This is a genomic window from Pantoea sp. CTOTU50773, from assembly GCF_032082325.1.
Lineage (GTDB): Bacteria > Pseudomonadota > Gammaproteobacteria > Enterobacterales > Enterobacteriaceae > Pantoea > Pantoea communis.
The window spans coordinates 25,228-48,824 of the sequence record NZ_DAMDQC010000017.1; the positions used below are offsets into that span (position 1 = coordinate 25,228).

Sequence of the window (23,597 nt, forward strand, 5' to 3'; positions counted from 1 at the left end):
ACGTGCAGTTAACCGTTATCGTCCCCTGACTTAAACCTGAGTCTTAACCTTTGAGAAATAGCGCGACGCGCTCGAAAGAAGCGTGGCTGTTTCGCCTGCGAACCTGTTGAACTTCAGGTCAACAGAGAGAGGAGATGTCGCCTCATGAGTACTACTGCGGTAAACCTGGCGCTCGCCGCCGCTGGTATGGATAGCGCAAACCTTCAGGAACGAAAGGATGTCGACGTACTGCTGATCGGCGCAGGCGTGATGAGTGCCACCCTTGGCGCATGGCTGCAGGATCTGGAGCCGGACTGGTCGATTGAGATGGTGGAACGCCTCGACGATGTCGCGGTGGAATCCTCCAATGGCTGGAATAATGCCGGGACCGGTCACGCTGCGTTGGCCGAGCTGAACTATACGCCGCAGAAGGCGGATGGCAGCATCGACATTGCAAAAGCGGTGGCGATCAACGAATCGTTCCAGATTTCTCGTCAGTTCTGGGCGTACCACGTTCAGAAAGGCAACCTGCGCAATCCAAAAAGCTTTATCCACAGTACGCCGCACATGAGCTTCGTCTGGGGCGACGATAACGTTGAGTTCCTGCGCAAACGTTTCCAGGCGCTGCAAAAAAGCACCCTGTTCCGTGGCATGAACTATTCAGAAGATCGCGACCAGATCACCCAGTGGATTCCGCTGGTGATGAATGGCCGTGACAGCAAACAGAAAGTGGCGGCCACCTGGACCGAAATGGGCACCGACGTCAACTTCGGTGAAGTGACGCGTCAACTGATTGCCTCTTTACAGAAGAAAGCCAATTTCCGCCTGCGTCTGCGTCAGGAAGTGCGTGATATCAAGCGCCTGAGCGATGGCCGCTGGCAAGTGACGCTACACAATCTGGCCAGCGGTGAAAATCGCCTGCTGACCACGCGCCAGCTGTTTATCGGTGCGGGCGGTGCGGCGTTGCCACTGCTGCAAAAATCCGGCATCCCGGAAGTGAAAGGCTACGCCGGTTTCCCGGTGGGCGGTTCCTTCCTCGTGACCGAGAATCCAGAAGTGGTGCAGCAGCACATGGCGAAAGTGTACGGTAAAGCCAGCGTGGGCGCGCCGCCGATGTCAGTACCGCACGTGGATACGCGTGTGCTGGATGGTAAGCAGGTACTGCTGTTTGGCCCATTCGCCACCTTCTCGACCAAATTCCTGAAACAGGGCTCGCTGCTGGATATGTTCGGCGCGATGAACGGCAGCAACCTGTTGCCGATGATGCAGGTCGGCCTGAAGAGTTTTGACCTGGTGAAATATCTGGTCGATCAGGTGCTGCAAAGCGATGACGATCGAATGGAAGCGCTGCGTGCTTATGTGCCGCAGGCGAAACAGGAAGACTGGCGTTTAGTCACTGCTGGCCAGCGCGTGCAGATCATCAAGAACGATGAGAAAGAGGGCGGCGTACTGCGTTTAGGCACGGAAGTCGTGACCTCTGAAGATGGTTCGATTTCAGCCCTGCTCGGCGCTTCGCCGGGGGCATCTACTGCAGCGCCGATTATGCTGGAGCTGATGGCGAAAGCCTTCCCTGAGCAGATGCGTTCACCAGAGTGGCAGACCAAAATTCGCGCGGTGATCCCAACCTGGGGCCGTAAGATGAACGGTGACGTAGCGCTGACCGAGAAGATTCTGGCGGAAACCAGCCGCGTACTGCAACTCGATTACGCACCGATCGTTACGCCAGACGCGGCGAACGACGAAGCCCGCGAGACGGCGCACGTGGTGGGGAAGTAACCAGGCAATCCTGATTGCCGTGAATAATGATAAGGCCGCGCAAGCGGCCTTTTTTATGGCTAAATGCGAGAAATGTCCCAAATTGGGATATAAGTTTGCTATAGTCCCAAGGCGGGACTAAGATGCGCTACATGAGAATCATATCGGTACGGACACTCAGGGAGTTCATGACGGCGAACCCCGACTCAGCTCAGCCGTTGAGAGCCTGGATTGATGAAGCGCAAAAGACCAATTGGTTAAATCCAGCAGACATCAAGGATCAATACCGCAGCGCCAGCATTTTGAAAGGCAGTCGCGTGGTATTTAACATTAAGGGAAATGATTATCGACTGGTTGCGGCCATCGCTTACCCGCAGAAGCTGATTTTTATAAAATTTATCGGCACACACCGGGAATACGATGCCATTGACGCAAACACAGTGGAGCAACGTAAATGACACTGACCATTAAACCCATTCGCAACGAACTTGATTACGAAGCGGCCCTGGAGGCCATCTCTCCGCTCTTTGATGATGTGCCTGAGCTGGGCACGCCAGAAAGCGATTATATGATTGTGATGAGCATGCTGATCGAAGCGTGGGAGAAAGAGCACTACCCTATTGAAGCTGCCGATCCGATTGAGGCGATTAAATTTCGTATGGAACAACAGGGATTGACTGCCAAAGATCTGGAGCCTGCCATAGGCCGACGTAATCGCGTCTATGAAGTGTTAAACGGCAAACGCTCTTTGTCTCTGGAGATGATTCGCAATCTGCACAAGCAGTTTGGCATTCCTTTAGAGAGCCTGGTGGGTCTCTAAAATTGCAGGGGGGCCAATGATAGCGCCCCATTTGCTTCTATTGCATGCTTGGTTTTAACTCAGCAGTACCGCGTCATACAACATCCAACCTGTGGTGGCCACCAGCGACAGCGCCATCAAACTGTTAAACGCCTGACGTTTCCACGCCACCTGCAAGTGACTGCGCAGACGATCACCCATTGCGGCCCAGATCAAGATGCAGGGCAGATTCAATGCAGCAAACCCCAGCAACACAGTGATGACGCCGTTGCTGTTGGCGTACATCAGCGCCACGTTAGTCACCATCAGCCAGGCTTTGGGATTCACCGCCTGAAAACAGATGCCGCCCACTAGCGTCATTGGCCGCGGGCGTTCACGCGCTTCTGGTGCTGCAGCACGAAAAATTTTCCATGACAGCCAGAGTAAGTAACTGCATCCCACCATCGTGAGTGGTAAACGAATGGATGCCATCCAGTGCAGCAACACATCCAACGCCATACTTGCCAACAGCATCTGTATCGCACAGCCCACCAGAATGCCAAACAGCATCGGCAAGGTGCGCTTGAAACCAAAATTGACGCCCGATGTGGCGAGCAGCAGGTTGTTCGGGCCGGGGGTGATCGACATCACCGTGACGTAGCTGAAGAATGAAGGGTCGAGCATGATGCGCTTCCTGATGGTTCAAAGTTAACATCATGCTAATGCGTATCGGGCGATGGAAACAGAGACACAAAACCACTATTGTAATGGATACAGTTAATAATAATTTAGATTGTACCCATCGCACGCGGAGGCTTTTGTGTCCCTTCCCCTTTCATCCGGTCAAACGCTGTATCAGCAGCTGGCAGATAGCTTTGCCGAGTCGATTCATCAGGGCACGCTGAAACCGGGAAAACGGCTGCCCGCCATCCGCCGCGTGGCACAATCGCATCAGGTTAGTGTCAATACGGTGCTTAATGCCTGGCAAATCCTTGAAGATCGCGGCCTGATTGAAGCGCGTCCGCAATCGGGCTATTACGTGCGTGGCGTGATGCCAGCCGTGACGCGTCCGGTCAAACCGCTGCCCGCGAAAATCAACGACCCGAGCACGCAGAAGCTGGAACTGATTGAGCAGGTGTTTGCCGCGCAGAATAATGCCGATTACACCAATATCTCTTTGGCCTGTCCGCAGGATGGCACCTTTTATCCGGCAGCGCGCTTAGGCCGAATTACCTCGGGCATTTTACGGCACAATCCCGACATCGTCGGGCGCTATGCGCTCCCGCCGGGTAGTGAGCGCTTACGGGAGGAGATTGCACGTCGCAGTCTGCACACCGGTATCAATCTGACCGCGCAAGAGATCACCCTCACCCACGGCTGCATGGAAGCGTTACAGCTGGCGCTGCGGGCGGTGACCAAGCCTGGCGACTGCATTGGGCTGGAATCTCCCACTTACTTCTTCCTGTTCCCCCTGCTGGCCTCTCTGGGCCTGAAGGCGCTGGAGATTCCCACCGATCCTCAGCAAGGGTTGTCGCTGGATGCGCTGGAGATGTTGTTACAGGAGAAGCGCATTCAGGCGCTGATCGCCATGCCCGGCGCGCAGAACCCGCTGGGCTATGTGATGCCCCTGGAAAATAAGAAGCGACTGGCGAAGTTAGTGAATACTTACCACGTCCCGATGCTCGAAGATGGGCTGTATGACGAGCTGCAGTTCGACTGGCCACTCTCGCCGCCGGTGAAAGCCTTTGATAGCGAGGGCTGGGTGATTTACTGCACCAGCTTTACCAAAACCGTGGCGCCGGATTTCCGCGTGGGCTGGACCGCGGCCGGTCGTTTCCATCAGACCATCGCCCGTTTGAAAGCTGTCTCATCGATGTCTGAATCGCGGTTGTTGTGTGAAACCCTCGCCGAATTCCTCGCCAGCGGCGGATACGATCATCATCTGCGCTCGCTGCGCCGCCGCTATGCCGCCAATCTCGATGCGGCGCGCGGCATCATGGCGCGCCATTTTCCGCAGGGGACACGCGCTACGCTGCCAAAAGGTGGTTTTGTGTTTTGGGTGGAGTTGCCGGGGAAAGTGGATACCGTGGAGATGTTCCATCGGTTATTGCAGGAGCAGATTTGCGTGACGCCGGGAGCGCTCTATTCGCTGAGCGACCGTTATAAACATGCACTGCGCCTCTCCTGCTGTTATCCGTTTGATGAGCGTTATACGTGGGCGCTGAAACGCACCGGCGCGCTAGCCTGCGAAATCACAGGCCTGGCACCGGGACAGGATCAGGGTTTGCCGTTGCGGCCCCAGGTGGTGTAGCCCTCACGCTCGGTCAGACGCTCGTAATAGAGTTGTACGGAGGGAAATTCAGGGTGCTCCAGCGGGGTTTCAAACCAGCGATTGACTGCAAGCCCCACCGGAATGTCTGCCAGCGAGAAATTGCGTCCTGCGACGTAGCGCCCGGTTTTTTGCAGATGCTGGTCAAGAATATTCATGGTGTGCGTCCAGCCTTTAATCGCGGCGGCCAGCAAACGCGGATCCTGATGGGCGGGCGAGTTGCGCACCAGTGACATAAACGCATAGCGCCAGGAAGTATTGAGTTCGGTGGCTTGCCAGTCCATCCACTGATCCACCGGTGCACGCGCTCGTGGGTTTTCAGGATAGAGCCAGTCGCCGCCATTGCTGTTGGCGAGATAGCGCAGAATGGCGTTGGATTCCCACATCACGAAGTCATCTTCGATGATCACCGGCACCATGGCATTAGGGTTGAGCGCCATGAATTCCGCCGAGTGCAGCGATTGCGGGTCTTCACCCCAGGGTTCGAGCTCATACGCGAGATCCAGTTCTGAACACAACCACAGAACTTTGCGCACGTTGATTGAAGAAGTACGACCAAGAACTTTTAACATAGCGGACTCCGATTCCAGAATTCTTAACCTATTCATAGTCCTGTTGGCTGCCATTAGCAATCTGCAGGATGTAAATCAGGATGTCAGAGTGCCTCAACCAGCAAGGAGTGAAAATGAAAGTCGCGTTTAAGCAGGTGGATGTGTTTACCTCATCAGCGTTCAAAGGTAATCCGCTGGCAGTGATTATGGATGCAGAGGGATTAAGTGACGCCCAGCTGGCTGCTATTGCCCGCTGGACCAATTTGTCGGAAACCACCTTTGTCCTGCCAACACAGGATACCGCAGCCGATTACCGGGTGCGCATTTTTACCACCGAAGGGGAATTGCCGTTTGCCGGGCATCCGACGTTGGGCACAGCTCACGCCTTGCTGGAAGCGGGCTGGCAAGTGAAAACGCCGGGCAAGATTGTGCAAGAGTGCGGCGTCGGCCTGGTGGATGTGCGCATTAGCGAGGATGGCGCGCTGGCCTTCGCGGCCCCCAACGTCACGCTGACGCCATTTGATGACGCGTTGATGAGCAGCGCATTGAACAGCGAGGCCTTTGACACCAACCAGACGCCGACCATTGTCGATATGGGCATTCGCTGGCTGCTGATTCCGATGAACAGCGCACAGGCGGTGCTGGATGTGCAGGCCAGCGCGGCGGATCTGCTGCGCTTGCAAAAGCATGCCGACGTCAATGGGACTGCGCTGTTTGGCCCGCTGCCAGAGGATTGCGGCGAGCAATTCGAAGTGCGCGCGCTGCTGGTTGAGAACGGCAGCCTGACCGAAGATCCGGTAACCGGCAGCGCCAACGCCTGTCTGGCACGTTACTTTGCGGCGCAGGGGAAAACTGAGGATTATCGCGCACGTCAGGGCAGCGCCATTCAGCGTGAAGGACGGATTCAGGTGAGTTTTAGTGGTGAGAGCATCTGGATTGGCGGCCAGACGGTGACCGTGATTGACGGGACGATTGAGATCTAAAATACGCGCAATAAATTGCGCCGCTACGGCCATCTGCACGGTTGCGTAGCGGCGCGATTTATCGCGCATTATTACAGCGTGCTTAATCGTGCATTCTTACAACGCCTGCCCACCTGAAGCTTCAATACGCTGCGCGGTGATCCAGCCGGTTTCTTCGCTCAGGATGGCGCTGATGGCGTCACCAATATCATCTGGCTGGCCAACGCGGCCCAGCGATGTCACCGAGGCAATGTGATCGTTGAGATCTTTGGTATCGCGCACGCGTCCACCGCCGAAATCAGTTTCAATCGCACCCGGCGCCAGAATATTGACGCGAATACGACGCTCGCCTAGCTCTTTGGCCTGATAGCGCGTCAGCACTTCCATCGCCCCTTTCACCGAGGCATAGGTGCCTGATCCCGGCAACGTCATGCGTGTTAATCCGCTGGAGATGTTCAGGATGCGACCACCATCAACGATCAACGGCAGCAGCTTCTGCGTCAGGAAGTAAGGCCCTTTGAAGTGCACGTTGATCAGCGCATCAAACTCCTCTTCGGTGGTTTCCGCAAACAACTTGTAGTGACCGTGACCGGCATTGTTCACTAAATAATCAAAGTTGTCGCGTTGCCAGGTTTTTTGCAGTGTCTCTTTCACCTGCGCCACGAAGCTGTCGAAGGTGCTGCTGTCGCCGACATCCAGCTGTAACGCCACCGCACGTGCGCCCAATGCTTCAATCTCTTTCACCACGGCCTGCGCTTCTTCCGCATGACCACGATAGGTAAAAAGGATATCTACGCCTTTGGCCGCCAGTTTCAGCGCACCATTCTTGCCCAAACCGCGGTTACCGCCGGTAATCAATGCAATTTTATGACTCATGTTTCGCTCCAGATGGAAAATTGAACACGGGATAAGGATATTCGCTATAAATTGATCTATAAACGCAGAGGAATACGCAGCACTGTTTCACTAACAACAACAATCGGTGAACAACATGGATAAAATTCACGCAATGCAGGTTTTTGTGCGGGTGGCAGAAATGGGCAGTTTTACCCGTGCGGCTGAAAGTCTTGGACTACCAAAAGGCAGCGTATCGCGCCAGCTTCAGGCGCTGGAAAATCAAATGGGCACGCGTCTGCTGCATCGCACCACGCGGCGTGTTCATCTCACCCAGGATGGGCTGGTCTACTACGATCGTTGTCTTGATCTGTTGTCGATGCTCGACGATATGGACAGCCTGTTCCAGCACGATCCCGGCACGCTAAGCGGCAAGCTGCGTGTCGATATGTCCGTCGCCATGGCCACCGGATTTATCCTGCCGCGTCTGCCAGAATTTCTGCAGCATTATCCCGGCATCGAAATTGAGCTTAGCAGCAGCGATCGCCAGGTGGATGTGATTCGTGAAGGTTTTGACTGCGTGATCCGCGTGGGCGAGCTGAAAGATTCGGGTCTGATTGCGCGAAAAATCGGATCACATGCCTTGATTAATTGCGCCAGTCCCGACTACCTTTCCCGCTTCGGCATGCCGGTGCGCCTCGAAGATCTTGCACAGCACGCGATGGTGCATTACACCCAGCAGCTGGGGCAGCCCTCTTTGGGGTTTGAATATTTTGATGGTAAGCAGTGCCACTATGTTCAGACCGGCGGCGTGGTGACGGTGAACAGCACCGAAACTTATCGTGCCGCCTGCATCGCGGGATTAGGCATTATTCAGGTGCCCGCGATTGGTGTGCAGCCACTGCTGGAATCAGGCCAGTTAGTGGAAGTGCTGCATCACTTCCCCGCCAAGCCGATGCCGATTTCGTTGCTTTACCCACATCGCCGCAACGTAGCACGTCGCGTGCGGGTGTTTATGGAGTGGCTGAGTCAGGTGTTGCAGGAGTATGTGACATAAAGGGCTATAATTTTAATTTCGCAGTGAACAGGATGATTATCGTCTATGACAGACAAACCTAACCAAGAACCCACGGCTGAAAAGAAGCCGCTGATAGATATCAAGACCGGTAACAAAACCGTGGATGGCTCAATCCAGAACGTGTCGCGCTTTGCGGCCTGGTTCCAGGCCATTCCGGCGGTGGCGCATTTTATGCGCGCGCTGGATCGGTTTAACGATCGCCTCGGCAGCCAGTTTGGCGCAGCGATCACTTACTTCTCCTTCCTATCTCTGATACCGATTTTGATGGTCTCCTTTGCGGCAGTCGGTTTTGTGCTGGCGTCGAATCAGGATTTACTCACCGAGTTGATCAACAAAATCGTTAACAGCATCAGCGATCCTACGCTGGCCACTACGCTAAAGAACACCGTGAACACCGCGATTCAGCAGCGCGCGACGGTCGGGTTAACCGGTTTGCTGCTGGCGCTCTACTCTGGCATTAACTGGATGGGCAATTTGCGCGAGGCGGTGCGCGCGCAATCGCGTGATGTTTGGGAGCGTAAGCCGGACGATCAAGAGAAGTTATGGAAGAAATATGCGCGTGATTTGGTGTCGTTGCTGGGTCTGATGCTGGCGCTGGTGATTACCCTGTCGCTGACCTCCATTGCCGGTGCCGCGCAGAATGCCATCGTCAACGCGTTGGGATTGGAGGATATCGAGTGGCTGCGCCCGGCAATGACCATCATTGCGCTGTCGATTTCCATCTTTGCCAACTATCTGTTGTTCCTGTGGATTTTCTGGATTCTGCCGCGCCATAAGCCGCGCAAAAAAGCACTATTTCGCGGCACGCTGCTGGCGGCGATTGGTTTTGAAGTGATTAAATTTGTGATGACGCTGACGCTGCCAAAGCTGGCCACTTCGCCCTCTGGGGCAGCCTTTGGTTCAGTGCTGGGATTAATGGCGTTCTTTTACTTCTTTGCCCGTCTGACACTGTTCTGCGCCGCGTGGATAGCCACCGCAAAATACAAGGATGATAAAGAGATGCCGCAGCCGCATCAGGGCAATTGACATCGCAAAATTGTTACATTTGCCGCAACAGCTAAAAATGTTTCCTGCTGGCTATTATTCCAGCAAAAACCAGCAGGAAACGCTAAAGGGTCACTTTAATTTGGCCCTTTTGCAGAGATTCCCGCCAAAAAAGTGACACTTCTCGTTCCCATCACCCGCCGATTGCCGCAACTCAGAAATTATCCACTTTTTCGCCGAAAATGCCTGTTCTGGCGCGGGTTTTCATCATTGAATGCCGCAAAACAGGTGCGTAAGATTCTCTGTCTACATTTACAATTAAGAAACAGTCATGCAAGCCTCCATCACAGAAACACTCGACAAAAAACACGACGACACGCCCGTAAACTCACGCGGCAAAGTGGTCGTGGCATCGCTTGTCGGCACCGCGATCGAATTCTTCGATTTCTATATTTATGCCACTGCGGCCGTCATCGTCTTTCCGCATATTTTCTTCCCGCAGGGTGATGCCACCGTGGCAACGCTACAGTCGCTGGCTACGTTTGCTATCGCCTTCGTCGCGCGCCCGATTGGTTCTGCGCTGTTCGGTCACTTTGGCGACCGTGTAGGCCGTAAAGCCACCCTGGTGGCATCGCTGCTGACCATGGGCGTCTCTACCGTATTGATCGGTCTGCTGCCTGGATACCAAACCATTGGCGTTGCTGCTCCGCTGCTGCTGGCGCTGGCGCGCTTTGGTCAGGGCCTGGGTCTTGGTGGTGAATGGGGCGGCGCCGCTCTGTTGGCAACCGAAAATGCGCCAGCGAAAAAACGTGCGCTCTATGGTTCATTCCCGCAGCTTGGCGCGCCAATTGGCTTCTTCTTCGCCAACGGTACTTTCCTGTTGCTCTCCTGGCTGCTGACCGATGAGCAGTTCATGAACTGGGGCTGGCGTGTGCCGTTTATCCTTTCAGCCGTACTGGTACTGATTGGCCTTTATGTGCGCGTTTCGCTGCATGAAAGCCCGGTGTTTGCCAAAGTGCAGAAAGAGAACAAGCAGGTCAAAATGCCGATCGGCACGCTGCTGAGCAAGCATCTGACCGCTACGATTCTTGGCACCTTCATCATGCTGGCGACCTATACGCTGTTCTACATCATGACCGTTTACTCGATGAGTTACGGCACTGCACCGGCGCCAGCGGGCTTAGGCTTTTCCCGTAATAGCTTCCTGTGGATGCTGATGGTGGCGGTGATTGGCTTTGGTGTGATGGTACCGATTGCGGGCCTGCTGGCAGACCGCTATGGCCGTCGTCGCACCATGATCACCATTACTTTGTTGATCATTGCCTTCGCACTGATGTTCCCGATGCTGCTGGGTTCAGGCTCACAGATTCTGGTGATGGGCTTCCTGCTGCTGGGCCTGAGCATTATGGGTCTCACCTTTGGGCCGATGGGTGCGCTGCTGCCAGAGCTGTTCCCGACCGAAGTCCGTTATACCGGCGCGTCGTTCTCCTATAACCTGTCGTCAATTCTCGGTGCCTCGGTTGCGCCTTATATTGCAACATGGTTGAACGCTAACTACGGTTTGCAGGCGGTCGGTTTTTATCTGGCTTCCATGGCCGTGCTGACGCTGATTGCGCTGATTGCCTGTAAAGAGACGCGCCATCAGACGCTGTACGAAGCGGTGTGATGGTTGCAGATTGATATGATGAACCCGGCTCAGGCCGGGTTTTTTATTGGGTCGGAATTGAGATACGGGCGAATGACATGAGGGCACCGCGTTAGCGGCGCGAGGACGCCAGACCCTAAGCGGCCCCGGACTGCGTGATCGCCATGCGTTACGGCTCAATGGTGTTTTGTCGTGTCTGAGTGTGAGAAACCTATCTGATCAGGCATAAAAAAACCCCGGCAAGCCGGGGTTCTTCTTGTGCTGAAAACGGTGTCGTGCGGGGATTAGCCAGCAACCGCGATGCGTTTCATATCGGTCATGTAGCCACGCAGTTTGCGGCCAACCGCTTCGATTGGGTGCTGACGAACGGCTTCGTTAACGTCACGCAGCTGTGCGTTATCAACCTGAGTGCCTTCAATCGCTTTGCCCAGATCGCCTGGCTGCAGCGTGGTCATGAACTCTTTCAGCAGCGGTACTGCCGCGAAGGAGAACAGGTAGTTACCGTATTCTGCGGTATCAGAGATAACCACGTTCATTTCATACAGACGCTTACGTGCGATGGTGTTCGCGATCAGCGGCAGCTCGTGCAGTGATTCGTAGTAAGCAGACTCTTCAATGATGCCTGCATCGATCATGGTTTCGAAGGCCAGCTCAACGCCCGCTTTCACCATGGCAACCATCACAACGCCTTTGTCGTAGTACTCTTGCTCGTCGATTTTACCTTCGAACTGTGGTGCGTTCTCGAATGCAGTTGCACCGGTCTCTTCACGCCAGGTCAGCAGGTTTTTGTCGTCGTTCGCCCAGTCAGCCATCATGCCGGAAGAGAATTCGCCAGAGATGATGTCATCCATGTGCTTCTGGAACAGCGGAGCCATGATGGTTTTCAGCTGCTCAGACAGTGCGTAAGCACGGATTTTCGCCGGGTTAGACAGGCGATCCATCATCAGGGTGATGCCACCGAATTTCAGTGATTCGGTGATGGTTTCCCAGCCGAACTGAATCAGTTTTTCGGTATAAGCCGCGTCGTGACCTTCAGCCACCAGCTTATCGAAGCACAGCAGAGAACCGGCCTGCAGCATACCGCACAGGATAGTCTGCTCGCCCATCAGGTCAGATTTCACTTCAGCAACGAAGGAAGATTCCAGCACGCCAGCACGGTCGCCGCCGGTTGCAGCAGCCCAGGCTTTAGCGATTGCCAGGCCTTCGCCTTTTGGATCGTTTTCTGGGTGAACCGCGATCAGGGTTGGCACACCGAAACCACGCTTGTACTCTTCACGCACTTCGGTGCCTGGGCACTTCGGTGCTACCATCACCACGGTGATGTCTTTACGGATGGTTTCACCAGATTCAACGATGTTGAAACCGTGTGAGTAGCCCAGCGCTGCGCCATCTTTCATCAGAGGCTGTACCGCTTTAACTACCGCTGAGTGCTGCTTGTCTGGCGTCAGGTTAACCACCAGATCCGCCTGTGGGATAAGCTCTTCGTAAGTACCCACTTTGAAACCGTTATCGGTCGCTTTGCGGAAAGAAGCACGCTTCTCAGCAATCGCTTCAGCACGCAGTGCATAAGCGATATCCAGACCGGAATCACGCATGTTCAGGCCCTGGTTCAGACCCTGAGCGCCACAGCCAACGATAACGACTTTCTTGCCTTTCAGGAAGCTAGCGCCATCCGCGAATTCATCGCGTGACATGAAACGACATTTGCCTAACTGCGCTAACTGGTTGCGCAGATTCAATGTGTTGAAGTAGTTAGCCATGGGTACTCCGGTTAGATGTTGTGTTTGCTTTTGTTCGGTAACAGCACCGTATTCAGTGCCGCGAATGACCCCATCATATGACAGGAAATCCATTGCTTAAATTGATATATTAGCAAGGTCACATTGCAGAATTTGCAACAACACGTTGAGGTGAAACGCGCATGGATTTACGAGACCTGAAGCTCTTTCTTCATCTGGCCGAAAGCTGTCACTTTGGTCGCACCGCGCGTGCTATGCACGTCAGTCCCTCCACGCTCTCTCGCCAGATTCAGCGCCTTGAGGAAGATGTCGGTCACGCGCTGTTCCTGCGTGATAACCGCACCGTGACGCTCACTGAAGCCGGCGAGCGCCTTAAGCAATTTGCTCAGCAAACCTTGTTGCAATATCAACAGCTGCGCCACGTAATGGATCTGAACGGCCCTTCACTGAGCGGCGAGCTGCGCATTTTTTGCTCGGTGACCGCCGCTTACAGCCATTTGCCGCCGATTCTCGATCGCTTCCGCGCCGAACATCCGCAGGTGGAAATCAAACTCACCACCGGCGATGCCGCCGACGCAATTGAGATGGTGCAATCTGGCGAGGCAGATTTGGCCATTGCCGGACGTCCGGAATCGCTGCCCGCCAGCATCGACTTCACACCGCTCGCCATTCTTCCGCTGGTGCTGATCGCGCCCGCGCTGCCGTGTGCGGTGCGCAGCCAGGCCACACAGGCGCAACCTGATTGGTCGCAGATTCCGTTTATCGTGCCGGAACAAGGCCCGGTGCGGCGCGGCATTGATTTGTGGTTCCGTCGCCATCGCATTCCCAATCCACAAATTTACGCCACGGTTTCCGGGCATGAGGCGATTGTCTCAATGGTGGCGCTGGGATGTGGCATTGCGCTGCTGCCGGATGTGGTGCTGGAGAACAGCCCGGAGCCGGTGCGTAATCGCGTGCTGACGCTGGAGAATGTCGAGTCGGTCGCGCCGCTGGAGCTTGGCGTGTGTGTACAAAAAAAGCGGCTCGGGGAGCCGCTTATCAGTGCTTTCTGGAACCTGCTGTAGTTACTGCCCGGCGAGGAAGAAACGGAACGCCGGGTTGTTCGCTTCATCGTGCCATTCGTAGCCCAGCGCCGTGAGATGGGTTTCGAAATCCGGCTCTTGATCGTTGGCTTCGAAGGCCACCAGCACGCGACCAAAATCGGTACCGTGGCTGCGATAGTGGAACAACGAGATATTCCAGTGTGCGCCGAGCGTCTGCAGGAACTTCAGCAGCGCGCCCGGTGCTTCCGGGAACTCAAAGCTAAACAGGCGCTCGCGCAGCGGTTTCGATGGACGACCGCCGACCATGTAGCGCACGTGCAGCTTCGCCATCTCATCATCTGACAGATCCACCACCTGGTAGCCACCTTCGCTGAGCTGGCTGATGATCTCACTGCGCTCTTCCAGACCGCGCGTTAAGCGCACCCCGACGAAGATGCAGGCGTTATCGGCATCCGCATAGCGATAGTTGAACTCGGTGATCGAACGGCCACCCAGCGTCTGACAGAAACGCAGGAAACTGCCCTGCTGTTCCGGAATGGTGACCGCCAGCAACGCTTCGCGCTGTTCACCAATTTCACACCGTTCCGACACATAGCGCAGGCCGTGGAAGTTGACGTTGGCGCCCGACAAGACGTGCGCGAGGCGCTCGCCTTTGATGTCGTGCTGCTGGATGTACTTCTTCATGCCCGCCAGCGCCAGCGCACCCGAAGGTTCCGCCACCGCACGCACATCTTCGAACAGGTCTTTCACCGCCGCGCAGATGGCATCACTGTCCACGGTGATGATGTCGTCGAGATACTCTTTGCACAGACGGAAGGTTTCGCTGCCGATGCGCTTCACCGCCACACCTTCAGCAAACAAACCGACGCGCGCCAGATCCACCGGCTCGCCCGCATCCAGTGCCGCTTTCAGGCAGGCTGAGTCTTCCGACTCCACCGCGATCACTTTGATCTGCGGCATCAGCTGTTTGATCAGCACCGCCACACCCGCCGCCAGACCGCCACCGCCGACCGGTACAAATACGCGATCGATATGCGCATCTTGTTGCAGCAGTTCCATGGCCAGCGTGCCCTGCCCGGCAATTACTGCCGGGTGGTCAAACGGTGGCACAAAGGTGTAACCCTGCTGCTCGGCCAGCTCGATGGCTTTGGCTTTTGCCTCGTCGAAGTTAGCACCAAACAGATAAACCTCACCGCCAAATGCGCGCACTGCATCAACCTTGATGTCCGCCGTGGCCACCGGCATCACAATCAGTGATTTGATGCCAAGCCGACTCCCCGAAAGTGCCACACCCTGTGCGTGGTTACCGGCCGAAGCCGTAATCACGCCGCGTGCTTTTTGCTCTTCGGTCAGTCCGGCAATCATCGCATATGCCCCACGCAGCTTGAAGCTGTGCACTGCCTGGCGATCTTCACGCTTCACCAGAATGGTGTTGCCGAGACGCGATGAAATTTTTTCCATTTTCTGCAGCGGCGTCACCTGCGCAATTTCGTACACAGGCGCACGCAGCACTGCGCGCAAATACTCCGCGCCGTTAGGCGACGCGGGTAGCGGTTGAGACTCAGCCATCAGTTGTTAGCCTCCCAGCTTGGACTTATCGCGTACCGCGCCTTTATCAGCGCTGGTCGCGAGTGATGCATAAGCACGCAGCGCGAAGGAGACGGCACGTTCGCGGTTGTGCGGGGTGTAGGCCGCTTCGCCACGCGCCAACTCTTTTTCACGACGAGCGTGGATTTCGTTGTCTGGCAGATCCAGATGGATACGACGGTTCGGGATATCCAGCTCAATCATGTCGCCATCCTGGATCAGCGCAATGGTACCGCCACTCGCCGCTTCAGGTGAGATGTGACCGACAGAGAGACCGGAAGAACCGCCGGAGAAACGACCATCGGTGATCAACGCACAAGCTTTACCCAAGCCCATGGATTTCAGATAGGTGGTTGGATAGAGCATTTCCTGCATGCCCGGACCGCCTTTCGGCCCTTCGTAACGGATCACCACGCAATCGCCCGCCACAACTTTGCCGCCGAGGATCGCATCTACCGCGTCATCCTGGCTTTCGTAAACTTTGGCTGGACCTTTGAAGGTCAGCAGCTCAGCATCAACGCTGGCGGTCTTAACGATACAACCATCTTCAGAGATGTTGCCGTACAACACTGCAAGACCACCATCCTGAGAGAACGCGTGCTCACGAGTACGGATACAACCCTCTTTACGGTCATCATCCAGCGTGTCCCAGCGGCAATCCTGTGAGAATGCCTGCGTGGTACGAATACCGGCTGGGCCCGCGCGGAACATTTTCTTCACCGCTTCGTCTTGGGTCAGCATGATGTCGTACTGATCCAGGGTCTCACGCATGCTCTGCTGCAGAACGTTGCGCGCACTGGTATCGATCAGCCCGGCACGATCCAGCTCGCCCAGAATCGCGACAACGCCACCCGCACGGTGCACATCTTCCATGTGATATTTCGGCGTACTCGGTGCCACTTTGCACAGGTGCGGTACTTTGCGCGACAGGCGGTCGATATCTGACATGTTGAATTCGATTTCGCCTTCCTGCGCCGCTGCCAGCAGGTGCAGAACGGTGTTGGTGGAACCGCCCATGGCGATATCCAGCGTCATCGCATTCTCAAATGCCGCTTTGGTGGCGATGTTGCGTGGCAGTACGCGCTCATCATCCTGCTCGTAATACTTTTTGGTCAGGCTAACGATGCGCTTACCGGCGTTGAGGAACAGCTCTTTACGGTCGGCGTGGGTCGCCAACAGTGAACCGTTGCCTGGCTGTGCCAGACCCAGCGCTTCGGCCAGACAGTTCATCGAGTTCGCAGTGAACATCCCTGAACAAGAACCACAGGTTGGGCACGCAGAGCGTTCGATTTTATCGCTGTCTTCATCGCTGACGTTCGGGTTAGCACCCTGAATCATCGCATCAACCAGGTCCAGCTTGATGATTTTGTCAGACAGTTTGGTCTTACCGGCTTCCATCGGACCGCCGGACACAAAGATCACCGGGATGTTGAGGCGCAGTGACGCCATCAGCATGCCGGGGGTGATTTTGTCGCAGTTAGAGATACACACCATGGCATCGGCGCAGTGCGCGTTCACCATGTACTCCACGGAATCGGCGATCAGCTCGCGCGAAGGCAGTGAATACAGCATGCCGCCATGACCCATGGCGATACCGTCATCCACCGCGATGGTGTTGAACTCTTTGGCGACACCACCGGCGGCTTCGATTTGCTCAGCCACCAGCTTGCCCATATCGCGCAAGTGCACGTGGCCCGGCACGAACTGGGTGAATGAGTTAACCACGGCGATAATCGGTTTACCGAAATCGGCGTCGGTCATTCCTGTGGCGCGCCACAGGGCGCGTGCACCCGCCATGTTACGACCATGGGTGGTGGTGGCAGAACGGTACTTAGGCATGCTCTATTTACTCCAGTCTGAAATATGACGCGGGCGCAGCTGCACCCGCGTAACTGTCTTGTTATGGATTAACTTGATCCAACCAGCCGTACTTGTCTTCGGTTTCGCCAGTGAACAGGCCGAAGAATGCGCTCTGAATTTTGGTGGTCACTGGACCGCGTTTGCCCGCACCGACCTGAATGCCGTCAACGCTACGTACCGGGGTGATTTCTGCCGCAGTACCCGACATGAACACTTCATCAGCCAGATACAGAGATTCACGCGACAGCGTTTGCTCACGCACTTCGATACCCAGGTCGATCGCCAGCTTGATGATGGCGTCACGGGTGATACCTGGCAGGGCTGAAGAAGTGAACGGCGGCGTGAACAGAATGCCATCTTTCACTTCGAACAAGTTTTCGCCAGCACCTTCTGAAATATAGCCGTTGGTGTCGAGAGCGATACCTTCCTGATAACCGTGGCGACGCGCTTCGCTGCCGACCAACAGTGAGGAGAGGTAGTTACCACCGGCTTTAGCCGCGGTTGGCAGAGTATTCGGTGCAACACGGTTCCATGAAGACACCATCGCATCGATACCGTTTTCCAGTGCTTCAGCACCCAGGTAAGCACCCCATGGGAAAGCAGCGATGATCACGTCGGTGGTGTAGCCATCTGGTGGGTTCACACCCAGGCCTACGTCGCCAACAAACGCCAATGGACGAATGTAAGCGCTTTTCAGTTTGTTCACGCGAATCACTTCGCGGCACGCTTCCATCAGCTCATCAACAGAGGCGGCGATAGGAAAACGATAGATTTTGGCGGAGTCGTGCAGACGCTGCATGTGTTCACGGTGACGGAACACCACTGGGCCTTTGTGTGAGTCGTAGCAACGTACGCCTTCAAACACTGAAGTACCGTAGTGCAGTGCGTGAGACATGACGCTGACCTTGGCATCTTCCCACTTAACCATCTCCCCGTTGAACCAAATAAAGTCTGCTTTCTTCGTACTCATTGTTATTTCCTTTGGCGACTAAGCGCGGATTTGTTGTGATGTCTGTTGCTGGATCTCGACACAAGCGACATCCATAAGTTTGCTTAACTGCGAAGACAGTAAATCGACCGAACGCTGACTGGCAACGGTCATCTCGATATTAATGTTCTCAGCGTTGATCGCAGATGCCATGTTCATCGAGCACACCTGGAAGCCACGGTGGCGGACAACACGCAAAATGCGCTCCAATATTTCAGGGCGGAAGCGGGCTTCGATAGACAATTGATGCTGGTTCATGCGGTTTTCTCCATCATGTTTGCGTTGCTGGCACCCGGCGGTACCAATGGCCAGACGTTTTCATGCTCATCAATCGAAACATGCAGGAAGTAAGGACCTTCACTGTTCAGCAGAGCATCTATCGCGGCGTCGACCTGATCTTTACGGCTAATGTGCTGGCCTGGGATATCAAAGGCGCTGGCCAGCGTAAGGAAATCGGGGTTATCGGTGAGGATGGTTTCACTGTAGCGGCCATCAAAGAACAGCTGCTGCCACTGGCGCACCATGCCTAAACGTTGGTTATCCAGCAGCAGGATTTTCACCGGCAGCTTACCGCGCTTGATGGTGCCCAACTCCTGAATGTTCATCATGATTGAGCCATCGCCTGACACGCAGATCACGGTGTCTTGCGGGCGGGCAACCTGAGCGCCGATGGCGGCTGGCAGTCCGAAGCCCATGGTGCCGAGGCCGCTGGAGGTGATGAAGTTCTCTGGCTGAGTGAAGCTCATGTGCTGCGCAGCCCACATCTGATGCTGGCCCACATCGGTGGTCACCACCGCGCTGTCCGTTTTACGATCGGAGAGTTGTTTCAGCAGCAGCGGCGCATAAATCGCCTCACCTGGATGATCGTAGCGCCAGTCAAACTCGGCTTTCATCGCTTTTACTTCGGTGCGCCAGCCCTCAATCTGCATCGGCATACTCAACGCGGGCAGCACCTGGTTCAAATCACCTTGCAACGAAACGTGCGCACGACGCAATTTGTTCAACTCGGCCGGATCGATATCGATATGAATGACGTTCGCATGCGGGGCGAAGGTGTCTAACTTGCCGGTGACGCGGTCGTCGAAACGCGCGCCAACGGCAATCAGTAAATCGCACGATTGCACGGCAAGGTTGGCAGCTTTGGTGCCGTGCATACCCAACATGCCAAGATAGAGATCGCTGCTGGCGTCTGCACTTCCCAGACCTTTCAACGTGGACACCGTTGGGATACCGGTTGCTTCAGCCATGGCACGTAATGCAGGCACCGCTTGTGCCATGCCAACACCGCCGCCGATATACAGCATTGGCTTATGCGACTGCGCCATTAATGCGCGGGCTTCAGCGATATGCTCTGGCGAATGACTGATCGCCTCTTCAACCGGCAGCAAATGCGGTGTTAAATCGGCACTAGCAATTTGGATGTCTTTCGGGATATCCACCAGAACCGGACCGGGACGGCCAGACTGGGCGATGGCAAAGGCTTCGGCCATCACGGAAGGCAAATCTTCGAGGGATTCAACCAGGAAACTGTGCTTAGTGCAGGCTAATGACAGGCCGAGAACGTCGATTTCCTGGAAGGCATCGGTGCCGATGAACGCAGATGAAACCTGACCGGTGATCGCGACAACTGGGATGGAATCCATAAACGCATCTGCTAAACCGGTGATCAGGTTAGTGGCGCCGGGACCGGAAGTGGCGATACACACGCCAGTTTTACCGGTGGCACGGGCATAACCAATTGCCGCCATCACTGCACCTTGCTCATGACGACACAGTAGGTGTTCCACGCCGCCATCGTAGAGCGCATCGTACACTGGCATGATTGCGCCGCCAGGATAGCCAAACACTGTGTCGACACTTTGCGCGCGTAAAGCCTGAACTACCCACTGTGCACCTGTCATCGTTATTCTCCTGTATTCCTGGTGGAACAACAGAATTTTATGCTACTGCTCATAATCTGTTCCTCGCTGATTCGCTGATATTTAGCCAGGTCGAAAAAAAACCCCCGGACCTTTCGGTGCGGGGGTTTTTGGAATTCCGGGCTTGATTTTTAAGCCTTTCTTTCTCCAAGCGATGCCCCGCACGGTGGGATAATAATCACCACCACGCTAATCACGACTAGGCTAATCACTTGTAGAAGGGCTTTCATGTGTTGTCTGTTTTTTCGATTGTTCGAAGTAATACCTACAGAGTTACCATAGTTATCTACGCGTTGACAATTATTTTCATAATGTTTTTTATGACGTAAGCAATCGGCTCGGGTTATCGCCTTGTAAGTTAAAGGTTATTTTTAGATGTGAATATTTTTCATTACTTACGCGGCGTAATCGCCCTTTTAGTTTTGCGATATTGTTCTCAATTGCTGCGAACGTCCCGTAAAAATCTGCGATTCGCTGGAATCAGGCACTGATATTTTTTAATCGCACTCGTATTCTGAATTTGACCCCCGCATGATGAAGACAACAAGGAGTGGTTATGTCTTTATCAAAGGTTTTAACACGCGCGGCGCTCGGTGTGCAGGCACCATTGGTAACGGTCGAAGTACACATCAGTAAGGGCTTGCCCGCTTTAACGCTGGTTGGCCTGCCCGAAACCACGGTAAAAGAGGCCCGCGAACGGGTGCGCAGTGCCATTATCAATAGCGGATTCACCTTCCCGGCGAAACGCGTCACCATCAATTTGGCTCCTGCCGATCTGCCAAAAGAAGGTGGGCGCTACGACCTTCCCATCGCCATTGCGATTCTCGCGGCCTCAGAGCAGCTTCCTGACGCGAAACTGGCGCACTATGAGTTCCTGGGGGAGTTAGCACTGAACGGCGCGCTCTGTGGCGTTCAGGCCTCTATTCCAGCAGCGATGGCTGCTTTGCAAGCCGGCAGGCAGATGGTGTTAGCTGAAGAGAATCAACAGGATGTCGGATTGATCCAACAAGGGGAAACGCTCGTCGGTAAACATCTGCTCGAGATCTGCGCTTTCCTGCATAACCAGTCGACACTCACCGTTGCGTATTCTCAACCTGAGGCGCTGCAACAGGAAAGCCAGGACCTCAGCGAAATCATCGGTCAGGAACAAGGACGCCGCGCCCTGGAGATCACTGCCGCTGGCGGGCATAACCTGTTACTGCTTGGACCGCCCGGCACAGGGAAAACCATGCTGGCGACCCGCCTGCCCGGCATTATGCCGCCCTTAGACGATCAGGAAGCGCTGGAGTGCGCAGCGATTAATAGCCTGGTCAGCAGCCGAAATCTCCATCATCAGTGGCGCAGAAGGCCATTCAGAGCACCTCATCACAGCGCTTCGTTGTATGCATTAGTGGGAGGAGGAGCAATCCCCCGGCCTGGTGAGATCTCTCTGGCGCACAATGGCGTCCTGTTTCTGGATGAACTCCCGGAGTTTGACCGCAAGGTACTGGATGCATTACGCGAGCCCATTGAATCCGGCGAGATTGCGATTTCCCGTACACGCGCCAAAGTCACTTATCCTGCGCGCTTTCAGTTAATTGGCGCCATGAACCCCAGCCCTACCGGGCATTATCAAGGCAGTCATAATCGATGCACGCCGCAACAGGTGCTGCGCTATTTGAGCCGGCTCTCAGGTCCGTTTCTTGATCGCTTTGATCTGTCTCTGGAAATCCCGTTGCTACCCAGTGGAACCTTAAGTCAAAAACAGGAGGTCAGTGAGAGCAGCGAGACGGTACTTAAACGCGTCCTTGCTGCTCGTCAGAGGCAAATTGAGCGAGCAGGCAAAATAAACGCGCATTTATCTAATCCGGAGATTGCCCAGTGCTGTGTACTGAGACAGGACGATGCTATATGGCTGGAAGCTGTATTGAATTCGCTGGGTCTTTCTGTGCGCGCGTGGCAACGCATTTTGAAAGTCGCCAGGACGATTGCCGATTTGGCAGGGGAGGAGACGATTTCACGACAGCATTTGCAGGAGGCGGTGGGTTATCGCAGCATTGACCGATTGCTCATCTATCTGCACAACAGTCTGGAATAAAAAACGGGGCTTTAGAAGCCCCGCTATTTTTTAATCATCGCTATCGCTAAAGTCTTCCACAGTGTCCATCTGCGGCTTACCGCCAGACAATGTGTGGAAACGCTTAGGACGCTTAATACGTGCGGTATATTTCGACCAGACACGTTCAGCTTCCGTTTGCGGCTCACGCAGCCCACGACATACTTCTAAAAACGAACGCTCTTCTTCAGTCGCTGGTTCACGCTTGGCGAGGTCCAGTTCATTGAAGGCGTAACCGTGGCGTTCCAGAAGCTGAGCTTCTTTAATGGTGAAATCACCATGACGTGAAAAACCACGAGGATAATGTTTGTTATCAAAGAAACGATTTGTTGTTGCGAAGCTATCCGCCATTTTACACGCTCCCGACTCTCTTATGGCCGTGCTATTTATGGCGCGGAGTATTAGATAGGCTTGACAGAGTGTAAAACAAAACATTTAAATCAGTACGACAAACATTTTTTGGGAGAATGCTGTGGATACGGAATTACTGAAAACTTTCCTCGAAGTGAGCAGAACACGCCATTTCGGGCGTGCTGCTGAAGCGCTTTACCTCACGCAATCTGCCGTTAGTTTTCGCATTCGTCAGCTGGAAAATCAGTTGGGAGTCAACCTTTTCACCCGTCATCGAAATAATATTCGGCTGACTTCTGCGGGTGAGCGTTTATTACCCTATGCAGAGAGCCTGATGAGTACCTGGCTGATGGCTAAAAAGGAAGTTTCACATACACAACAGCATCATGAGCTATCGATAGGTGCCAGCGCGTCGTTGTGGGAAGCTTATCTAACCCCTTGGTTAAAAACGCTTTATGAGAATCGTGAAAGTCTTCACCTTGAAGCACGTATCGCACAACGGCATTTGCTGGTAAAGCAATTACATGAGCGTCAGTTGGACCTTTTAATCACCACCGAAGCGCCCAAAATGGATGAATTAACCAGCCAACAGATTGGTCATATTTCACTCGCGCTCTTCCGCGCACGTAAGACTGAGAAACGTGAAAAATATGATTACATTAAACTGGAATGGGGTGCGGATTTTCATCAACATGAAAGTTATTTATCCAGTGATGATGTGCCAGTATTGACCACAACTTCAGCGCATGTGACACGTGAATTACTCCACACTACCGGCGCCTGCGCATTTTTACCGGATTCATGGCACAGCATTTATAGTGATTTGATGGTTATTCCAGATACACCCGTTGCCGTTCGTCCACTCTATGCGGTGTGGCTGCAGAATAGCGATCAACAAGCACATATTCGTCAGCTGCTTAAATTTCCAGTATTGACGCAATAAAGCAGAAATTGAGAGGGGTTTGAGTGTCGCGCAGTGAAACTCAAACCCTTTTCACTGACGAATTTATGAGGTAAATGCCAAATTTTGGACAAAAAAAATCCTTTGCCGAAGCAAAGGATTGTTTTCTGGCAGGGGCGGAGGGACTCGAACCCCCAACACCCGGTTTTGGAGACCGGT

General features: G+C 54.5%; 22 protein-coding genes. 11 read left to right on the plus strand and 11 right to left on the minus strand.

Features of this window, described 5'->3' with window-relative positions; translation table 11 throughout:
• The first annotated feature begins 144 nt into the window (after positions 1 to 144).
• From mqo to RT340_RS04645, 3 genes are all read left to right on the plus strand, one after another.
• Entirely contained in the window at positions 145 to 1,755 is a 1,611-nt protein-coding gene (mqo, locus tag RT340_RS04635) for a malate dehydrogenase (quinone) (RefSeq protein WP_097119452.1), read from the plus strand.
• Positions 1,756 to 1,886: 131 nt separating this feature from the next.
• Complete coding sequence (locus RT340_RS04640) at positions 1,887 to 2,192, plus strand: type II toxin-antitoxin system HigB family toxin (protein WP_034820085.1); 306 nt, start codon at positions 1,887 to 1,889, stop codon at positions 2,190 to 2,192.
• A complete protein-coding gene (locus RT340_RS04645) occupies positions 2,189 to 2,554 on the plus strand; it encodes a type II toxin-antitoxin system HigA family antitoxin (protein WP_080748118.1) in 366 nt (121 codons plus the stop codon). Before RT340_RS04640 ends, RT340_RS04645 begins: the two co-directional genes overlap by 4 nt.
• 54 nt (positions 2,555 to 2,608) lie before the next feature.
• Here RT340_RS04645 and RT340_RS04650 read toward each other — a convergent pair whose 3' ends face one another.
• Positions 2,609 to 3,196: a LysE family translocator gene (locus RT340_RS04650; protein ID WP_313374451.1), complete on the minus strand. Its 588-nt coding sequence runs from the start codon at positions 3,194 to 3,196 to the stop codon at positions 2,609 to 2,611.
• A 136-nt stretch (positions 3,197 to 3,332) separates the two neighbouring features.
• Between RT340_RS04650 and RT340_RS04655 the strand changes: the two genes are divergently transcribed.
• The gene (locus RT340_RS04655) at positions 3,333 to 4,823 is read left to right on the plus strand and encodes a PLP-dependent aminotransferase family protein (protein ID WP_313374453.1); all 1,491 of its coding nucleotides are present in this window, start codon (positions 3,333 to 3,335) and stop codon (positions 4,821 to 4,823) included.
• Here the strand turns inward: RT340_RS04655 and RT340_RS04660 are convergent.
• The gene (locus RT340_RS04660; protein ID WP_313374455.1) at positions 4,790 to 5,413 is read right to left on the minus strand and encodes a glutathione S-transferase; all 624 of its coding nucleotides are present in this window, start codon (positions 5,411 to 5,413) and stop codon (positions 4,790 to 4,792) included. The genes RT340_RS04655 and RT340_RS04660 overlap by 34 nt on opposite strands.
• 113 nt (positions 5,414 to 5,526) lie before the next feature.
• Here RT340_RS04660 and RT340_RS04665 point away from each other — a divergent pair, with 113 nt between their 5' ends.
• The gene (locus RT340_RS04665; RefSeq protein ID WP_097119455.1) at positions 5,527 to 6,375 is read left to right on the plus strand and encodes a PhzF family phenazine biosynthesis protein; all 849 of its coding nucleotides are present in this window, start codon (positions 5,527 to 5,529) and stop codon (positions 6,373 to 6,375) included.
• Positions 6,376 to 6,471: 96 nt separating this feature from the next.
• Here RT340_RS04665 and RT340_RS04670 read toward each other — a convergent pair whose 3' ends face one another.
• Positions 6,472 to 7,230 (minus strand): SDR family NAD(P)-dependent oxidoreductase, encoded by a 759-nt coding sequence (locus RT340_RS04670; protein ID WP_166935139.1) that lies wholly within the window; start codon positions 7,228 to 7,230, stop codon positions 6,472 to 6,474.
• A 115-nt stretch (positions 7,231 to 7,345) separates the two neighbouring features.
• Here RT340_RS04670 and RT340_RS04675 point away from each other — a divergent pair, with 115 nt between their 5' ends.
• The 3 genes from RT340_RS04675 to RT340_RS04685 all read left to right on the plus strand — a co-directional run bounded on the left by RT340_RS04675 (position 7,346) and on the right by RT340_RS04685 (position 10,916).
• On the plus strand, positions 7,346 to 8,245 hold the full coding sequence (locus RT340_RS04675; RefSeq protein WP_034820092.1) for a LysR family transcriptional regulator: 900 nt from the start codon (positions 7,346 to 7,348) through the stop codon (positions 8,243 to 8,245).
• 45 nt (positions 8,246 to 8,290) lie between these two features.
• On the plus strand, positions 8,291 to 9,292 hold the full coding sequence (gene yhjD, locus RT340_RS04680) for an inner membrane protein YhjD (RefSeq protein WP_034819999.1): 1,002 nt from the start codon (positions 8,291 to 8,293) through the stop codon (positions 9,290 to 9,292).
• A 289-nt stretch (positions 9,293 to 9,581) separates the two neighbouring features.
• On the plus strand, positions 9,582 to 10,916 hold the full coding sequence (locus RT340_RS04685) for an MFS transporter (RefSeq protein ID WP_034820002.1): 1,335 nt from the start codon (positions 9,582 to 9,584) through the stop codon (positions 10,914 to 10,916).
• A gap of 263 nt (positions 10,917 to 11,179) precedes the next feature.
• On the opposite strand, the gene ilvC is transcribed toward RT340_RS04685, so the two are convergent.
• Positions 11,180 to 12,655 (minus strand): ketol-acid reductoisomerase, encoded by a 1,476-nt coding sequence (gene ilvC / locus RT340_RS04690; protein ID WP_097119457.1) that lies wholly within the window; start codon positions 12,653 to 12,655, stop codon positions 11,180 to 11,182.
• Positions 12,656 to 12,816: 161 nt separating this feature from the next.
• On the opposite strand from ilvC, the gene ilvY reads away from it, so the two are divergent.
• Positions 12,817 to 13,698 carry an HTH-type transcriptional activator IlvY gene (gene ilvY, locus RT340_RS04695; protein ID WP_034820008.1) on the plus strand — a complete coding sequence of 294 codons (882 nt, stop codon included), beginning with the start codon at positions 12,817 to 12,819 and terminating at the stop codon, positions 13,696 to 13,698.
• Here ilvY and ilvA read toward each other — a convergent pair whose 3' ends face one another.
• The 6 genes from ilvA to ilvL all read right to left on the minus strand — a co-directional run bounded on the left by ilvA (position 13,699) and on the right by ilvL (position 20,261).
• Complete coding sequence (gene ilvA, locus RT340_RS04700) at positions 13,699 to 15,246, minus strand: threonine ammonia-lyase, biosynthetic (RefSeq protein WP_097119459.1); 1,548 nt, start codon at positions 15,244 to 15,246, stop codon at positions 13,699 to 13,701.
• Between the two features lie 6 nt (positions 15,247 to 15,252).
• Positions 15,253 to 17,103: a dihydroxy-acid dehydratase gene (ilvD, locus tag RT340_RS04705; RefSeq protein ID WP_097119460.1), complete on the minus strand. Its 1,851-nt coding sequence runs from the start codon at positions 17,101 to 17,103 to the stop codon at positions 15,253 to 15,255.
• 61 nt (positions 17,104 to 17,164) lie between these two features.
• Positions 17,165 to 18,094 (minus strand): branched-chain amino acid transaminase, encoded by a 930-nt coding sequence (locus tag RT340_RS04710; protein WP_034820022.1) that lies wholly within the window; start codon positions 18,092 to 18,094, stop codon positions 17,165 to 17,167.
• Positions 18,095 to 18,112: 18 nt separating this feature from the next.
• Positions 18,113 to 18,370, minus strand: a complete 258-nt coding sequence (gene ilvM / locus RT340_RS04715; protein WP_034820026.1) for an acetolactate synthase 2 small subunit — start codon at positions 18,368 to 18,370, stop codon at positions 18,113 to 18,115.
• Positions 18,367 to 20,013: an acetolactate synthase 2 catalytic subunit gene (gene ilvG / locus RT340_RS04720; RefSeq protein ID WP_211729173.1), complete on the minus strand. Its 1,647-nt coding sequence runs from the start codon at positions 20,011 to 20,013 to the stop codon at positions 18,367 to 18,369. Before ilvG ends, ilvM begins: the two co-directional genes overlap by 4 nt.
• 149 nt (positions 20,014 to 20,162) lie before the next feature.
• Positions 20,163 to 20,261 carry an ilv operon leader peptide gene (gene ilvL, locus RT340_RS04725; protein ID WP_071531048.1) on the minus strand — a complete coding sequence of 33 codons (99 nt, stop codon included), beginning with the start codon at positions 20,259 to 20,261 and terminating at the stop codon, positions 20,163 to 20,165.
• Between the two features lie 326 nt (positions 20,262 to 20,587).
• Here ilvL and RT340_RS04730 point away from each other — a divergent pair, with 326 nt between their 5' ends.
• Entirely contained in the window at positions 20,588 to 22,108 is a 1,521-nt protein-coding gene (locus RT340_RS04730) for a YifB family Mg chelatase-like AAA ATPase (RefSeq protein ID WP_211729172.1), read from the plus strand.
• A 30-nt stretch (positions 22,109 to 22,138) separates the two neighbouring features.
• Here the strand turns inward: RT340_RS04730 and RT340_RS04735 are convergent, their stop codons facing one another.
• On the minus strand, positions 22,139 to 22,477 hold the full coding sequence (locus RT340_RS04735; RefSeq protein WP_034820034.1) for a DUF413 domain-containing protein: 339 nt from the start codon (positions 22,475 to 22,477) through the stop codon (positions 22,139 to 22,141).
• A gap of 121 nt (positions 22,478 to 22,598) precedes the next feature.
• On the opposite strand from RT340_RS04735, the gene hdfR reads away from it, so the two are divergent.
• A complete protein-coding gene (gene hdfR, locus RT340_RS04740) occupies positions 22,599 to 23,420 on the plus strand; it encodes an HTH-type transcriptional regulator HdfR (RefSeq protein ID WP_034820037.1) in 822 nt (273 codons plus the stop codon).
• The last annotated feature ends 177 nt before the right edge of the window (positions 23,421 to 23,597 follow it).

What these genes read in the sequence shown, in the direction of transcription:
- mqo (WP_097119452.1), top strand. Translation starts at nt 145, where the DNA reads ATGAGTACTACTGCGGTAAACCTGGCGCTCGCCGCCGCTGGTATGGAT.
- RT340_RS04640 (WP_034820085.1), top strand. Translation starts at nt 1,887, where the DNA reads ATGAGAATCATATCGGTACGGACACTCAGGGAGTTCATGACGGCGAAC.
- RT340_RS04645 (WP_080748118.1), top strand. Translation starts at nt 2,189, where the DNA reads ATGACACTGACCATTAAACCCATTCGCAACGAACTTGATTACGAAGCG.
- RT340_RS04650 (WP_313374451.1), bottom strand. Translation starts at nt 3,196, where the DNA reads ATGCTCGACCCTTCATTCTTCAGCTACGTCACGGTGATGTCGATCACC.
- RT340_RS04660 (WP_313374455.1), bottom strand. Translation starts at nt 5,413, where the DNA reads ATGTTAAAAGTTCTTGGTCGTACTTCTTCAATCAACGTGCGCAAAGTT.
- RT340_RS04665 (WP_097119455.1), top strand. Translation starts at nt 5,527, where the DNA reads ATGAAAGTCGCGTTTAAGCAGGTGGATGTGTTTACCTCATCAGCGTTC.
- RT340_RS04670 (WP_166935139.1), bottom strand. Translation starts at nt 7,230, where the DNA reads ATGAGTCATAAAATTGCATTGATTACCGGCGGTAACCGCGGTTTGGGC.
- RT340_RS04675 (WP_034820092.1), top strand. Translation starts at nt 7,346, where the DNA reads ATGGATAAAATTCACGCAATGCAGGTTTTTGTGCGGGTGGCAGAAATG.
- yhjD (WP_034819999.1), top strand. Translation starts at nt 8,291, where the DNA reads ATGACAGACAAACCTAACCAAGAACCCACGGCTGAAAAGAAGCCGCTG.
- RT340_RS04685 (WP_034820002.1), top strand. Translation starts at nt 9,582, where the DNA reads ATGCAAGCCTCCATCACAGAAACACTCGACAAAAAACACGACGACACG.
- ilvC (WP_097119457.1), bottom strand. Translation starts at nt 12,655, where the DNA reads ATGGCTAACTACTTCAACACATTGAATCTGCGCAACCAGTTAGCGCAG.
- ilvY (WP_034820008.1), top strand. Translation starts at nt 12,817, where the DNA reads ATGGATTTACGAGACCTGAAGCTCTTTCTTCATCTGGCCGAAAGCTGT.
- ilvA (WP_097119459.1), bottom strand. Translation starts at nt 15,246, where the DNA reads ATGGCTGAGTCTCAACCGCTACCCGCGTCGCCTAACGGCGCGGAGTAT.
- ilvD (WP_097119460.1), bottom strand. Translation starts at nt 17,103, where the DNA reads ATGCCTAAGTACCGTTCTGCCACCACCACCCATGGTCGTAACATGGCG.
- RT340_RS04710 (WP_034820022.1), bottom strand. Translation starts at nt 18,094, where the DNA reads ATGAGTACGAAGAAAGCAGACTTTATTTGGTTCAACGGGGAGATGGTT.
- ilvM (WP_034820026.1), bottom strand. Translation starts at nt 18,370, where the DNA reads ATGAACCAGCATCAATTGTCTATCGAAGCCCGCTTCCGCCCTGAAATA.
- ilvG (WP_211729173.1), bottom strand. Translation starts at nt 20,013, where the DNA reads ATGACAGGTGCACAGTGGGTAGTTCAGGCTTTACGCGCGCAAAGTGTC.
- ilvL (WP_071531048.1), bottom strand. Translation starts at nt 20,261, where the DNA reads ATGAAAGCCCTTCTACAAGTGATTAGCCTAGTCGTGATTAGCGTGGTG.
- RT340_RS04730 (WP_211729172.1), top strand. Translation starts at nt 20,588, where the DNA reads ATGTCTTTATCAAAGGTTTTAACACGCGCGGCGCTCGGTGTGCAGGCA.
- RT340_RS04735 (WP_034820034.1), bottom strand. Translation starts at nt 22,477, where the DNA reads ATGGCGGATAGCTTCGCAACAACAAATCGTTTCTTTGATAACAAACAT.